The organism is Candidatus Poribacteria bacterium (genome assembly GCA_028820845.1).
GTDB lineage: Bacteria > Poribacteria > WGA-4E > WGA-4E > WGA-3G > WGA-3G.
The window spans coordinates 1-15,678 of sequence record JAPPII010000047.1 but is presented as its reverse complement, the minus strand read 5'-3'; the positions used below and the strand labels follow the sequence as shown (position 1 = coordinate 15,678).

9 protein-coding genes are annotated in these 15,678 nt (G+C 45.0%); 5 read left to right on the top strand and 4 right to left on the bottom strand.

Annotated features, from left to right (window positions below):
• Positions 1-8: 8 nt before the first annotated feature.
• The 4 genes from OXN25_10580 to gap all read right to left on the bottom strand — a co-directional run bounded on the left by OXN25_10580 (position 9) and on the right by gap (position 2,923).
• Positions 9-437: a hypothetical protein gene (locus tag OXN25_10580; GenBank protein ID MDE0425305.1), complete on the bottom strand. Its 429-nt coding sequence runs from the start codon at positions 435-437 to the stop codon at positions 9-11.
• Between the two features lie 61 nt (positions 438-498).
• On the bottom strand, positions 499-906 hold the full coding sequence (gene secG, locus OXN25_10575; GenBank protein ID MDE0425304.1) for a preprotein translocase subunit SecG: 408 nt from the start codon (positions 904-906) through the stop codon (positions 499-501).
• Between the two features lie 138 nt (positions 907-1,044).
• Positions 1,045-1,806 carry a triose-phosphate isomerase gene (tpiA, locus tag OXN25_10570; GenBank protein ID MDE0425303.1) on the bottom strand — a complete coding sequence of 254 codons (762 nt, stop codon included), beginning with the start codon at positions 1,804-1,806 and terminating at the stop codon, positions 1,045-1,047.
• A gap of 112 nt (positions 1,807-1,918) precedes the next feature.
• Complete coding sequence (gene gap, locus OXN25_10565) at positions 1,919-2,923, bottom strand: type I glyceraldehyde-3-phosphate dehydrogenase (GenBank protein MDE0425302.1); 1,005 nt, start codon at positions 2,921-2,923, stop codon at positions 1,919-1,921.
• Positions 2,924-3,161: 238 nt separating this feature from the next.
• Between gap and OXN25_10560 the strand changes: the two genes are divergently transcribed.
• The 5 genes from OXN25_10560 (at position 3,162) to OXN25_10540 (ending at position 15,463) form a co-directional block, all read left to right on the top strand.
• A complete protein-coding gene (locus OXN25_10560; protein ID MDE0425301.1) occupies positions 3,162-6,425 on the top strand; it encodes a helicase-related protein in 3,264 nt (1,087 codons plus the stop codon).
• 25 nt (positions 6,426-6,450) lie between these two features.
• Entirely contained in the window at positions 6,451-10,044 is a 3,594-nt protein-coding gene (locus OXN25_10555; protein ID MDE0425300.1) for an Eco57I restriction-modification methylase domain-containing protein, read from the top strand.
• A 106-nt stretch (positions 10,045-10,150) separates the two neighbouring features.
• The gene (locus OXN25_10550) at positions 10,151-12,688 is read left to right on the top strand and encodes a hypothetical protein (protein ID MDE0425299.1); all 2,538 of its coding nucleotides are present in this window, start codon (positions 10,151-10,153) and stop codon (positions 12,686-12,688) included.
• Positions 12,685-13,641 carry a hypothetical protein gene (locus OXN25_10545; GenBank protein ID MDE0425298.1) on the top strand — a complete coding sequence of 319 codons (957 nt, stop codon included), beginning with the start codon at positions 12,685-12,687 and terminating at the stop codon, positions 13,639-13,641. The genes OXN25_10550 and OXN25_10545 overlap by 4 nt, the downstream gene beginning before the upstream one ends.
• A 145-nt stretch (positions 13,642-13,786) precedes the next feature.
• Positions 13,787-15,463, top strand: coding sequence for a tetratricopeptide repeat protein (locus OXN25_10540; protein MDE0425297.1), 1,677 nt, complete (start codon positions 13,787-13,789; stop codon positions 15,461-15,463).
• Positions 15,464-15,678 lie beyond the last annotated feature (215 nt).

The window sequence follows — 15,678 nt, the reverse complement described above, 5'->3', positions numbered from 1 at the left end:
TTCAAATGCTAAGACGAAGTTTCTGATTTAATCTTACTGGTTATAAAATCAACGACTTCTTCAGGGGTGTGTTTTCCGAATCGGACGTAAACGCCGCGGAAATTTTCAAGGCGTGTTGGGCGGGCAAACGGGCTGAGTAGGACCCCGTTCGCGTCAACGTAAAAGCTGCGAAATGTTTCCCAAGACCGTTCCAGCTTGTAGCAGCAACTTGTGATGATGAGTCGATCGGCTTCACACTGATGGTGGAACGGTAGGAAGTACTTGTAGAGTGAACCGATCAGAACGATACCAGAGATCAAGGCGACATAAATGGATTGGAAACCCAAATAGATGCCAAATAAAAGCAGTGCCAGAAAAAGCCCTAATAAAACCGACTTACGCCAGTTCTCAATGATTGGATGGACTGTCCATGAAAGCGTGGTAGGCAGGTCTGCCATATCAGTTAGTAGTTATCAGTGAGACACACCTTCTTGTAGGAACGAACTGTGCTCGCGACCTTTACTCTGACGTATCGTCAATTTCTGTCTTTGACGCATCGTCGGCAGTATCTCCGCCTGCGCCATCTGTAGTCGTCTCAACACTTTCTTCGCCTATTGTGTCAACAGGTTCTGCTGTCGCTTCTTGTGTTGTCTCTTGTTCTATCGGCGTAAGCGCACCAACCTTTTCTTCACCATAGAAACGCATCAAGAAAAGTGAGATAAGCATGAAACCTATAGCAAGCCATGTGGTCATTTTACTCAGAAAAGTTGCTGCACCACGTCCGCCGAGAACGGATTGCATCTCAGCACCACCGAATGCACTCGACGAAAGTCCTTCACCCTTACTGTCCTGTAGCAAAATAACCAGCGTCAGAACGACGCAGAGCGGTACAAAGACCACCAGTACAAAACCAATGATAATTCCCATTTAACAATTTCCTCCTATGTAGATAGCAATCGGCAACTAACTGTCGGTAAAGGGTGATTTGTAACAATCTTTCACAACCTGGAGGGTTCCAAAGAGTGGTGAATTGTTACAGATAACCTCTTAACTGACGACTGACTGCTAACTGCTGACTGCCATTTTTACGATTTGCGCAAACGATTCCGCTTCAAGGCTCGCACCCCCAACAAGGGCACCGTCTACATCCGGCTGCGCCATCAACTCTGACGCGTTCTCCGGCTTAACACTGCCACCGTATTGGATGCGGATCTGCGATGCAACTTCTGCCGAATGTGCGGCTGTCAACAACCCTCGAATAAAGGCGTGCACCTCTTGTGCTTGATCGGGTGTCGCTGTTTTTCCTGTCCCGATTGCCCAGACGGGTTCGTAAGCGATCACACACGACAACAAATCCGTTGCGGATAGACCGGCAATACCGCCTGTGATATGACTCTCGATGACTGCTTCTGTCTGTCCGGATTCCCGTTCTTCGAGCTGCTCCCCGACACAGATAATCGGCTTTAAGCCGTGTGCTAACGCCGCTTTGACTTTCTGATTGACGCTCTCGTTTGTTTCACCGAAGTATTGCCGGCGTTCCGAGTGACCGATAATAACATAATCACATCCGACATCTTTCAGCATCGGTGCAGAGATTTCACCCGTAAACGCACCGCTATCCTCCCAGTAAACATCTTGGGCGGCGAGGCGGATGTTGCTATCTGAGATAGTGCTGCTCACTGAAGCAAGTGCTGTAAAAGGAGGCGCAACGATGATCTCAACGTCCGTACATCCTGCAACTAACGGTTTCAGTGCCGTTGTGAGTGAGACTGCTTCTGAAACCGTGTTGTTCAGTTTCCAATTTCCTGCAATGATAGGTGTTCGCATAGCCCTCTCTTTGAGTAATGACTGTCGGCTGCCAGTGTATGGCAGTTGCCTGGTGCTTACATACCATAACTTGTTCTTTGCTGATTGCCGACGGCTGACTGCTGATTGCTTCTTAAAGCACACGCGCTGCGAGTTCGACAAGACGATTGGAGTAACCCCATTCGTTGTCATACCATGAAAGGACTTTAATCAGCCCATCTTCAATCACCTTCGTGAAAGGCGCGTCGAGAACGGAGGAGAGTTTATTCCCATTAAAATCCGCTGAAACGAGGTCAAGCTCTGAATAACCGAGGATGCCGTCTAAGCTGTTCTCTGCTGCTGCTTTTAGCGAAGCGTTGACGGCTTCAGCGTCCGGTCTCTCCTTGAGATCAACAGTAAGATCAACCACGGAAACGTTTGGCGTCGGGACACGGATTGCGAAACCGTCGAGTTTTCCGTTCAATTCTGGAAGCACTTTTCCAACAGCGACAGCAGCACCCGTTGTCGTTGGAATCATCGAGAGGGTCGCCGCACGGGCGCGACGCATATCGGAATGCGGGAAGTCATGAACCCGTTGGTCACCCGTATAGGCGTGAATCGTCGTCATCAGACCGCTTTCAATTCCAAACTCTTCGTGCAGTACCTTCGCAACCGGTGCGAGGCAGTTTGTTGTACACGAGGCGTTAGAGATGACGTGATGTTCTGACTTATCGTATTTATCGTCATTCACACCAATCACAATCGTGATGTCCTCACCTTTTGCGGGTGCGGAGACAATCACTTTTTTCGCGCCACCAGAGGTGATATGTTTCTCAGCATCTACTCGGTCTGTGAAGAAGCCGGTGGATTCGATAACGACATCCACGCCGAAGTCACCCCACGGCAGATTACCCGGATCCCGCTCAGCGAGAACACGTATTTCTTTTCCGTTTACCACAAGGCTGTCGTCTGTCGCGGAGATGTCGTCGGACAAAATGCCGTGAATAGAGTCGTATTCGAGAAGGTGTGCGAGCGTTTCAGGGTTCGTCAAGTCGTTGATGGCCACGAAGTCTATATCTAACGCTGGATTTTGCAGTGCCGCGCGAAAGGCGTTCCGACCAATCCGACCGAAACCGTTAATACCTACTTTAGTTGACATAAGACAGATAAATTCCTTTACAAGTATTTTGCCGTTACAGGGCTTTCTTCTAACAACAAATTTTGGAAACCTTATCCCTTTATCTACAGTTTCACTATGTTTAAAACATTCCCTCTTAATTATACCCTAAAGTGCAGTAAATTGCAAACACTGCTTAAGAACAATGATCCTGTTCTCCTTGACATCTTCTCGGCGTTACGCTATAATGCAAAGCATCAACAAACTACCGGAGGAAATCATGGCAACCCCGTCAAACAAAAACGCACACCTAAAATCCGGTATCCGAGACAACCTTCTCCGTGAAACAGTCCACGACTTTCTACAACAGGAAATTAAGAACGGCTCCGCACTCTCCATTGTATCCGCCTACTTCACCATCTACGCCTATGAAAAGATGCAACACTCCCTTCACAAAATAGAGAAACTCCGTTTTCTTTTCGGTGACCCCGATTTCGTCAAACGTATGGATCCGAATAACACAGATACAAAAGCGTTTGATATAACAGACACAGGCTTAGCACTCAACCAGCAGCTCCGACAGAAACCGATTGCCAAAGCCTGCGCCGAATGGATAAAAGAGAAGGTCGAAATCCGCACAACCCGCGACTCAAATCTGATACACGGAAAAATGTATCACATCGCCAACAACGGCGTTGACAAAGCAATTCTCGGTAGCTCCAACTTTACCGTGCGCGGACTCGGACTCAGTTCAAATAACAGCAACATTGAACTCAATCTTGAGGTGAATGACGACCGAGACCGAAATGACCTCAAGGCGTGGTTTGATGAACTCTGGAATAACGACAAACTTGTTGAAGATGTCAAAGCGAAAGTGCTGGCAAAACTGAAGCAGATTGGGCAAGATCACCCACCTGAACTCATCTATTACAAAACCTTATATGCACTGTTCCGTGAAGAAATTGAGACCCGAAAAACAAACGAACAGACCCTTGAAGATACACATCTATACGACACAAAAATTTGGGACAAGTTATACGACTTCCAAAAAGAGGGCGCGAAAAGCGTAATTGCTCGCCTCTTACGACACAACGGCTGCATCTTAGCAGACAGCGTCGGGTTAGGAAAAACATACACAGCACTCGCCGTGATAAAGTTCTTTGAGCTACGAAATGAACGCGTGCTGGTCCTATGCCCCAAGAAACTGCATGACAATTGGTCACTCTATCCAGCGTACAACTCACAAGACACCAATCCGTTCCTTGATGACAAGTTCGGTTACACACTCCTGTCACACACAGACCTGTCCCGTTATACTGGTGAGTCCGGTGGTATTGATCTGGAGAATTTCAATTGGCAGAATTTTGACCTGATTGTGATTGACGAATCCCACAACTTCCGAAACGATAGCAAACCCCGTGAGGACAAAGATGGCAACTTCCGCCACACCCGCTATTCCCGCCTATTAGAAGAGGTTATCAAGGAAGGCACAAAAACCAAAGTCCTGATGCTTTCGGCGACACCCGTAAATACATCACTCACCGACCTCCGCAATCAGATATATCTCATGACAGAAAAACGCGAAGATGTCTTTAGAAACAGTTTGGGGGTCAGCAATATCCGCACTTTAATACAACAGGCGCAAAAAGCCTTCAAAACGTGGGAGGAAAACGCAACCAGATATGGCACAAGAGACAAAACAGAATTGTTTGATACTTTAGGCGTAGACTTTTTCCAACTGCTCAGTGGTGTTTCCATTGCGCGTTCCCGAAGGCATATTAAAAAGTATTATGCTGAAGAAATAGAAAATATTGGTGAATTTCCTACACAACTCGACCCAGTCAATTGCCATCCACCTACCGACCTGTCCGGTGAACTTTCATACAAGGCACTAGCGGATCAAATCGGTGACTTTGAACTATCCATCTATAGACCTTCCAGTTACGTTGTAGATGAAGGGGCAAAACAGCGGTTAGCAGACGAAAAAAAACGACTCCGCTTTAATCAGGAAGACCGTGAGAGATTTCTCATCGGCATGATGCAAACCAACTTCCTCAAACGGTTGGAAAGTTCTGCTTACGCGCTCTCTGAAACACTTGAACGCACCATCAACAAACACGATGAAATGCTGGATAAGATTGAACGCTTTCAGAAAAACAGCAATATCACGGACGCAGCAGCAGATGTCCTACCCGATGACGATGAAGACGATGAGGAATTTCTAATCAATCGTGCAAGAAATCCCTACCATCTAAAGGAATTGGATTGCACCCGTTGGAAGCAGGATCTCCTTAAAGATAAAGAAACCCTTACCGCAGCGTGGAAAAAGGTCAGTTCCATCACGCCCGATAAAGACGGTAAACTCAAAGAAATAAAGCAGCACATTCGGGAAAAGGCGGAAGATTCCAATCGCAAGCTCCTAATTTTCACTACTTTCAAGGACACTGCAGACTACCTTTTTACAAACTTGTCTGAACTCGCAAAGGAATTAGGACTTGAGATGGCGATGGTTTCTGGGGATATGACGCGAACGACTTCCGGACAAAATAATTTCAACGCTATTCTCACAAACTTTGCACCCTGGGGACGGATACGTGCTGAGAAGACAAGCGACACGGTTGACCTACTCATTGCCACAGACTGCGTTTCAGAGGGACAAAACCTTCAGGATTGCGACACTGTCCTAAACTACGATATACACTGGAATCCTGTCCGCATCATTCAACGGTTCGGACGGATTGACCGCATCGGTAATCCAAACAAAACGGTGAAAATGATTAACTACTGGCCCACAGAAGATATGGAGGTCTATCTCCGTTTACGAAATCGCGTTGAATCCCGCATGGCACTCGCCGATGCGACTGCAAGCGGTGATGACGACCCACTGAATGAATCGGCTTACGAACACGCACAGATGGAACTCAATTTCCGCGATAAGCAGTTGGAGCAGCTCCGGGAGGAGGTCCTTGATTTAGATGACCTCTCTGACACTGTAGTGATGAGCGACTTTACCTTAGATTATTTCTTCGCACAACTCCTCAAGTATCTCGAAAGAAACAGAGCAAAACTTGAGGCGACCCCAGATGGTGCTTACGCTGTTACAAGTAACGAAAACAACCCCTCGGAAAACGGTGTCATCTTCTTCCTACAACAGCCGAACGCAAGCACAGACAAACAGCAAAAAACCGCCAGTCCCATCCATCCTTACTACGCCGTTTATATCCGAAACAGTGGAGATATCCGTTACGGGTGTATCAATGCGAAACAGGTGTTGGATCTGTTTGAAGCATCTGCTGTTGGCAAAGAGAACACAATAGACGATTTGTGTCTCTGGTTTGACCAAGAAACCGAATACGGTGGTAACATGACACATTACAACAAACTTTTAGACACCGTCATTGCCCATATCACACGGTCGCATCAAAAAACGCAATCCAAAAATATCGGGAGAGCCGGCACCCGCGGCTTCAGACTACCAGCCGCGTCCGAAGCCCCCAAGGACTCCAGCGATTTTGAACTGGTAACATGGTTAGTGATTGCATAATTTTCTGAAAAAGGAACACAACATAATGAACAAACAAGCAATCAAATCCGCCCTATCAGCAATCCCCGCCGACGACTTTTTAGAAAAATCAAAAAACCTCTTATCCACAATAGGTTACCAAAGCGAGCGCACCCTCAAACTCTCCGGCACCGTCCACGACTTCTTTGAAGAATTCCCAGCACTCAACCCAAACACCAAAACCGAACAAGAATTCCGCAAACACGCCGAATCCGTCCAACTCATTTTCCAGTTCACAAGCGACGAAATTAACGATGACCCACAAATGACCTTGCTGGAGTCCAATGCCTTTGACAAAGGCAACATCAGCAGCTTCCTTTTCTGTGCAGTCGAACTAAAAGACAACACCTACTCCCGTACCCAATACGCCGCGTTCACACGAGAAATTAACAAACGTCTGATTGCACCGACTGTAATCTTATTTCGCGCCGGTAATCGTCTGACGGTTGCGTTTGCCGACCGCCGTCCAGACAAAACCAACGAGGACCGCGATGTCCTCGGACAAGTCACTCTCATCAAAGACATCCGCCTGAACGATCCACACCGCGCACATCTCGACATCCTCTCCGAACTCTCCTTTGAGGCATGCGTCAAGTGGATAGACGACAACAAAAAACCGAAAAACTTCGACGGACTCCTATCAGCATGGCTCGCCAAACTCGACACCGAAGAGCTCAACAAACAGTTCTACCGAAAATTGTTCGCGTGGTATGAATGGGCAATAGAAACCGCAACCTTCCCAACAGACGAAAACCGCACCCTGAAACCGGAGGAGCACGTGATACGTCTCATCACACGCCTACTCTTTATCTGGTTTATCAAGGAAAAAGGACTGGTAGCTGATGACCTATTCAACAAAGCACAAATCCAAGACCTATTGACAGAAGGCGATTTTAATAACGGCGATGCCTACTATCGCGCCGTGCTACAAAACCTCTTTTTCGCTACACTCAACACCGAAATAGACGAGCGTAAGTTTAGCAAGGGAAACTATTCGGGTAATCGTAATTTCTCACGGTTCCGCTATAAAAAGCAGATGCGCGATCCTGACAAACTTTTGGAACTTTTTGCCAAAACGCCTTTCATCAACGGTGGTTTATTTGACTGCTTAGATACCTTCGATGGACCCAAAGAGGGAGGCTACCGTATAGACTGCTTTTCCGATGTCGATTACAAAAAACTGAGTATCCCCAACCGCCTCTTTTTTCACGAAAGCCGAGGGCTGATTTCCCTCCTTGAACACTACAAATTCACCGTTGAGGAAAACACACCGATAGAGCAAGAAGTCGCGTTGGACCCCGAACTCCTTGGTAGAGTGTTTGAAAACCTACTCGCCGCCTACAATCCCGAAACCGGCGCAACCGTCCGAAAACAGACCGGCTCCTACTACACCCCACGCGCCATTGTCGACTATATGGTAGATGAAGCGTTAGTCGCCACGCTCTCCCAAAAATCCGACCCAACCGATGGCGACGCAAAACTCTGGGACGAGCGGTTACACTATCTCCTCGACTATGCCCAAGCCTTTGACGATGCCAACGAGTGGTTTGACGACCCTGAGACAGACGCGATTGTGAAAACAATTTCTAACCTCAAAATATTGGATCCCGCAGTCGGTTCCGGTGCTTTTCCCATGGGAATGCTCCACAAATTGACGCTTGCCCTTAGACGACTCGATCCAGACAACACCCGATGGGAAAAGTTACAGAAGGAACGCGCCGTTCAGCGAACCGAAGCGGCGTATGATACACAAGATGACCAAACACGGCGTGAGGAACTCCTTGAAATCGACGAGACCTTCAAACGCTACCGAGATTCCGACTTCGGACGGAAGTTATACCTCATCCAAAACAGCATCTTCGGTGTAGACATCCAATCTGTGGCATGTCAGATCGCCAAACTCCGTTTCTTCATATCCCTCGCAATTGAACAAGAGCCAGAACAAGGCACAGAGAACTTCGGTATCAAACCGTTACCGAACCTTGAGACCCGCTTTATCGCTGCGAACACACTGATAGGGCTTGCGGAGGAGCGGACACTCACCAGCCAAAAAGCGCAGGATTTGGAACGTGAGTTGAGCAGCAATCGCGAACGGCATTTCCACGCCACGACTCGTCAGCAAAAACGGACATGCAAACAAAAGGACACGGAATTACGTACTGAATTGGCAACAGAGCTAAAGAGCATCGGCATGCCTGCCGATGACGCTGAAAAGATTTCACAGTGGGACCCCTATGACCAGAACGCCACCGCTGATTGGTTCGACTCGGAATGGATGTTTGGAATCACTGAAGGTTTTGATGTCGTGATTGGCAACCCGCCTTACATCCAATTGCAAAAAGAAGGTGGTAGACTTGGAAATCTTTATCAAAACAGAGGCTTTGATACCTTTGTCCGAACAGGCGATATCTACTGTCTGTTCTATGAAAAAGCGAATCAACTGTTGCAAAACAACGGACATGTCTGTTTTATCACTTCTAATAAATGGATGCGCGCTGGTTACGGTAAAAAGTTGAGGGATTATTTTGTAAAGTTTACCCAACCGATTCAACTGCTGGATATGGGACCCGATGTATTTGACGCTACCGTTGACACAAACATCTTGCTTTTTCAAAAGATTGTATCCGATGCCTCTACGGCATTCGTAGGTGTATCTCTCGGCGTAGACTTTGACAGACAGACCGACAACATAGCCCAGTATTTGATTGATAATGGCGCGACGATGGAGATGCCAGCGAAAGGGGAACCGTGGGCGATACTCTCATCTGCTGAACTCAATCTGAAACGCAAAATAGAAGCTGTTGGAAAACCACTCAAAGATTGGGATATAAACATCTATCGCGGAATTGTAACAGGTTGCAACGAAGCGTTTATTATAGATGAAGCAAAACGCCAGCAACTCATAGATCAAGACCCAAAGTCTGCAGCAATCATCAAACCGCTCCTGCGCGGACGCGATATTGAGTGCTACTATGCCCAATCAGTGAAATCTTACTTATTAGCAACTAATTATGATCTAAATATGCCAAAAAGGTATCCTATTATCTATGCTCACCTTCAGACTATAGGAAAGCGAATAGAATCGGGAGAAGTAAAAGCAAGAGGCAAAGGACTATTCGATAGAGATGACCAAGGCGTAAATTGGTGGAATCTCCGGGCTTGTGCTTACTACTCCGAATTTGATGAGGAAAAGATTGTTTGGAAACGAATAGGTTCAATTTTGCGTTTCGCATATATTCAACATCCGATGTTCTGCCTTGATAGCACTTGTATTGCTACGGGCGAAAAGGTTAAGTTTCTTACTGCCGTATTAAATTCTCGTGTTTCTCACTATCAACTGTTTGACCTTGCTCCGAAAACAGGGACCGGCGACTTAATTGTAAGCGTTCAGGCATTAGAACCCCTTCTCGTCCCACCTATCACAAAAGCCAACCAACACCTTGTTACTGAGATTGAAAACAAGGTTGATAAAATCATTGCTGCTAAGCAAACTGATTCAGACGCGGACATTTTCGACCTTGAAAATGAGATTGATACACTGGTGTATGAATTGTATAATTTAACGGAAGCTGAGATTGCGATTGTGGAGGGGAATGTCTGAATCGCGGATTATGCGGATTACACAGATTTCGCGGATTTTTAAGATTCTGTGTCATTTCGCACTTACCTCCAATTCAGAAACCTTTGTGAACGACTAATAACAAACGATGTTTAATACTCTATTTCTTTCTCTTGCCCAAACCCGCCTCTTCTGGAAGGCCAGAAATGCTTTTTCGCGTCTCGGATTCTTCTCCTATAGAACGCTGTTCGGAATAAAACACCGCGTGGGAGAAAGTGGTAAAACAACAAAATCTCTATTTTTTCTATTACGGTCTATATTAGGCCAACTAATCTTGGCGATTTTCATAACTATCGGACTCCAAGGCATTAATCCTTATTGTGTTCCTTTGTTCGCAAAGATAGGCTTCACTATTCCTGAGGATAGCACTTACGGGACCTTGCTTGAAGCAGTGATCGCGGTAGGCGGAGTATTCATTGGTCTTTACTATGCTGCCATCAGCACAATAGGTGGTGCTATCTACGCGAGACTACCCAATGACATCCGGGACTTACTAGCCAAAGAACAAGTTGGCAACGTGTACATGCGCCTGCTTGCCTTTCTTACCTCTTTCGGTGTGTGTTTACTTGCTTTTCACACCGTAGGTTTTGAACCGATCATATTAGCAATACCACTCCTTATACTGGGTGCGGGGGTGATGATTATTGGATTTGTCCGGTTAGGTGCTCGTGCATTTTATTTTTTCGATCCCACAATTCTCTCAGATCGTCTCTTCAAACAGTTATTCCAATGTCACCGACAAGTGCAAGCTGGTGGTTATCGTTGGTTTGATCGGTCATTCCAGAATCAGGCACATCGGCGTGCTCAAACTACTATAGACACGCTTGCTACCGTATCTGAAATAGCTGCCAAAGAACCTCATTTAAACGGCCGTCCGTTTGCTGGTTTGTGCAAAAATCTCCTTGTATTTTTATGTGATTATGAAAGAAGAAAAAAATCAATCCCCACGGATAGCTTGTGGTACGGACAAAAATATGTGCATCCAGATTGGTATCGGGTAGATGATACAAAGACCTCTCTTGCCTACGAAACGGCCACTGGGTTACGTCCGGAGTCTGTAAGCGATTCCAGATGGATTGAATCTGCGATATTGCCAATTGTGAGTCGTTGTTTGGAAATCAATATGGAAGAGAAACGCTATCCGATAGTCATTGAATTGCTAAATCATCTTGACCTTTATGTTCGACTACTCGCAGCAGATCACCAAATTGAATATGCATTTGATCTGATAAGCGAGGTTTTCTCGTGGTGTGAGAAATTCCTGCTTGTTGAGAAGGATAGCATTGTAAAGGAAGAATCTCTGGAACACATGGAGATTTGTGGACAGTTGGCAATAATGCCTATCAACGTTCTTTTGGATTACAGACACACGATTAAGTCTCATGGACAGCAGGCGATACACCAGCAAATTAGGCGTATTAAATGGAAATCAAAAAAGTCTATTTACAGAGTTGGATTTGCCGTACATATTCTGCCGCGGCTTGAATGGATGCAATCCAGACTTGAGTTCGAGAGAAGAGTTGAAGGGCATATAATCAGTCCTATCTGGTATCTTGAAGAACTTGTAAGTCAGAAGGAAGCAGAAAACTATCACACTGCGATGCTCTGTTTTTATAAAAAGATAGGTGGGCTCTACAAGCCTTGGATAGAATCTGCAACCTCTTCAAAACATCCATGGTTGGCTGCGGTGATATTATCAAGGGAATCAGAGTATTGGAACAAACTTGATTGCCACCAGGATGTCCTTAACCAATTTTGGAACGATTTAAACTCTGATCGAAAAGTTGAAAAAATACTATGGCCAAGTTTGAACATGGATGAGCTAATGGAAAAACGTAGACAGCAAGGTAGAGAATTATTAGAACGTATGTCGAAAGAAAACCTCTTACTCTCTATAATATCAAGACCAGAGTCATACCCAGACTTTGCTGGACAGTTTCTGCACACTATTGGAGAAACACTACTACGTGCTATGTGTGAGAATGATTACGATACAATTGAGGAGCTTTTCAACCATTACCTTCATGGCAGTTTATTGCAATTTGAACAACTAAGCTCTGAACAAACAGCCTCCGATTGGCAAGCGCAAGGTAATTTTAAAGTCGCTGCGGGACCTCTTTTGGACCTCATGGCTATAAGCGGCTATGCATATCTACTTTCCGAGTACCACGATACGGACTCTATTAAGGCCCCAATCATAAAAGCATGGGACGAATATTTCGATCACGATCAGGGCGAGGTACGCCTTCAGTTTCTGGCTAATGCTGTCTCGCTCTCTGAAGCAGTTTTCGGGATGGCCCCTCGCGATATAAATAGAACCAGGTGGCAACAAATAATAGAAAGGCGGTTAGAAGATGTGGATCGTCAAGAAATCTCGCCTGATCCAAATCGGATCACCGTTGATTCTGAACCCCGCACAGTTCCGGTACATCAAAGCCCCTTAGTAAGAATATTCGCGAGACATCCCTCCTATATTCGGCTTTATGATGAGGTTGACATTTTTATCGCGATGTACATTCGCCAGCGAGATGATGGAGAAAATCTGGATTTTGGACAGCGACGTAGAGATCTCAGAGAAGAAATTCGTAGAGAGGAGAATCGCGCCGCAAGGAATGAAGGGTCATGAGACATAAATCCCACAAACGTTTGAAAACACCCCGTGTTGCTAAGTCTTTTTCCAAACTTAGGGAAGAAGTCAATCACAATTTGAATCTGTCTATGTTCCTAGAAGACGCTCGATTTGGGATAATGCCGATCGGAGGTGAGTCAGATTATGCTCCCAATTTTGCTGTGGAAATACATGGCAGAAATAGCGATGAACCTCGTGTTCTTGCAATTCTTGAATCACTAACTCGTAGTTATCAGCCTAACTGGTATAGTCAACGCCCTATAAAGAAATTGTTGAGTGATGTAGCAGAAGTAATTGCCAGTGAACTCGTGTGGGAAGGTCGTTCGGTTCGCAAGATTTTCTGGGACGAAAAAGATGGCGGAGTATACAGATTACATAACTTCGCATATCAGTGGTTGTTTCGGGCATTTGGAAGGTATATCCGAATACTTCCGCAAACATACCGGCACCCCGATGACAAAATCTATGATACCATCTCAGATAAGGATACCTGGGATATCGTAATGCCAAAAAAGTTAGGTGGTTATCGAAGACACCGGGCAATGCTCAAGAAACTCTTACGGTTTCCAGATATCATTCCATCTTTTTTAAAATATACAGTAAGTGTGCACGAGTGGCCTACAAACTTTAACGCAAAACACTATGCTCAAGAAACAAAACTTTTCATTGCCAGGGCGACAGAGCGGTGGGGCTGGAACCAACGAGATTCTAACTTAGAAAATTGGAGCGAGTTCTATAGTTTTTATAGAACCCTAACACTCAATTGGGCACAAGCGCATCTGCGTGAGCATATTGTCAAAGAACTCAATCAATTGTTTCGGCGATTGGATATTGAGGCAGAGATTGTGGTGAAGGGACTGCCTACCGCATCGGAAATATTGAGGATTCGGAAGCAGATGTGTGAAGGCAAAATTTCGTTTATGGAAGCGTTCAAAAAATGTTTGGTGTGATATGACGAGAAGGTTAATTTACTCACGCTTCTGGGGTCCCAACCGAGGGCATTAGGTATTATCAATATCATATTTTTCAATCCACGTAATCCGTGATAATCCACGGTTTTGATTAATATAGAATCGCTATAAGGGAGAACAAGCCATGAGTTCACAAAACGACTTAAGCCAGATTAAGGAAATAATCAACGAAATAGAGGAAAAATCGGCGGATGGTATTTACATCTTCCGCGGTGAACGTAGATCTAGTCATACAAAAGTATCTTCAACCCTTTACCGAGATTTTGATGGTATAGAAGGATTTGATATAGAAACTATCCAAAAAGAGATGCTTAATGCTGCTAAAAAACATACTGGTCACTTACCCCATACTGATGATCTGCCTCCGGATTTCCGTCCACACCTAGCAAGCTTCTTTGGTGTAAGCGAGGAAGATACCGCTGAGGCCATCGATTTTGAGATGCTAACCGAGATCCAACACTACGGTGGTAAGACTAACCTTATTGACTTCACAACCGACTACTTAATCGCCTTATTCTTCGCCTGTGATGGACATCATGACCAAGACGGTAGAGTCATCTTACAAAAAGTCGAGGAGGTAAAGGATATGATAAAGCAACCTCGAAATCCACGAAACCGCGTAGTCGCTCAAAAAAGCGTATTTATTCGTTCACCCAAGGGCTTTATTGAGCCGCGCGAGGACAATACAGTTATTATTCCAGCACACCTAAAAAAGTTGATACTACAGTACCTACAAAAGTACCACGGAATATTTACAGAAACTATTTACAACGATCTACATGGATTTATTATAAATCAAGACATTCATGGAAGTGCCGACACACAAGTTTACAGGGGCCTTGCCCATCAGAATAAAGGAGATAGACTGAAAGATAAAAAAGAAAAGCGAAGGGAATATGAAATATCCATTGAGCACTATACAAAAGCGATAGAATTGAAACTGGATATGACAGAAGCCTATTTCAATCGTGGTGTTGTTTACATGAAAAATAATGAATATGAGCGTGCTATCAAAGATTTTACAGAACTCATGGAATTGAAACCGGATGATGCTGAGGTTTATCTCTGTCGCGGATGGACTTACGATCTTAAAGGCAATTCTGACTGTGCTATTGAAGACTATAACACGGCGATACAACTTAAACCCAATTATGCTAATGCCTATCTCAATCGAGGTGCTGTTTACGGCAAGAAAAACGAAATTGACTTTGCTATCAAAGACTTTAACAAAGCAATAGAACTCAAACCCGATTATGCTGAGGCCTATAACAATCGCGCAGGGGCTTACTACAACAAAGGTGAGTTTGACCTTGCTATTGAAAATTATAATACAGCAGTAAAACTCAAACCTGACTATACCGAGGCACTTGATAATCGCCGTAAGACTTACAGAGCAAAACGTATAACTGCTTATGAGAAAAACAAGTCTCAGTTTGGTATAGATTACACCGAAGCAATACGGCAAAATCCAGACAATCCGCGTGCTCATTACGATCGTGGTGAAGCGTTTTTACGCCTGAAACTGTGGGACAAAGCAAGAAAAGACCTAATAACTGCCAAGTACATGGGACTGGATATTTCTACTTTGTTTCATAATTTTTATGCAAATATTGTAGACTTTGAACATGAATATGGTGTTAAGTTACCAGAAGACATCGCTGCACTGCTAACACCACTGAAGTGCCACCGTTTATTCAGACCACAATTTAGCAAATTTTATCCAAGTTTTTTCGTTGAAAATCGAGAGGTGTCAAATACCCTAACGCCGAATGTGGGCGTTTCTGATGATAGACGTGTGTGATAAAATGCTTAATGCGGGTTCTCGCTTCGTGGATGTTCTGTACTGCCTACGGTTTTTTAGGCCACTCCCTAAAGGAAGATTGTGCTATAATGACAATCTCAATTGAAAGGAGTATCCAATGGCGAAACGAAGAAGATTGTACTGCCTACGGTTTTTTAGGCCACTCCCTAAAGGAAGATTGTGCTATAATGACAATCTCAATTGAAAGGAGTCTC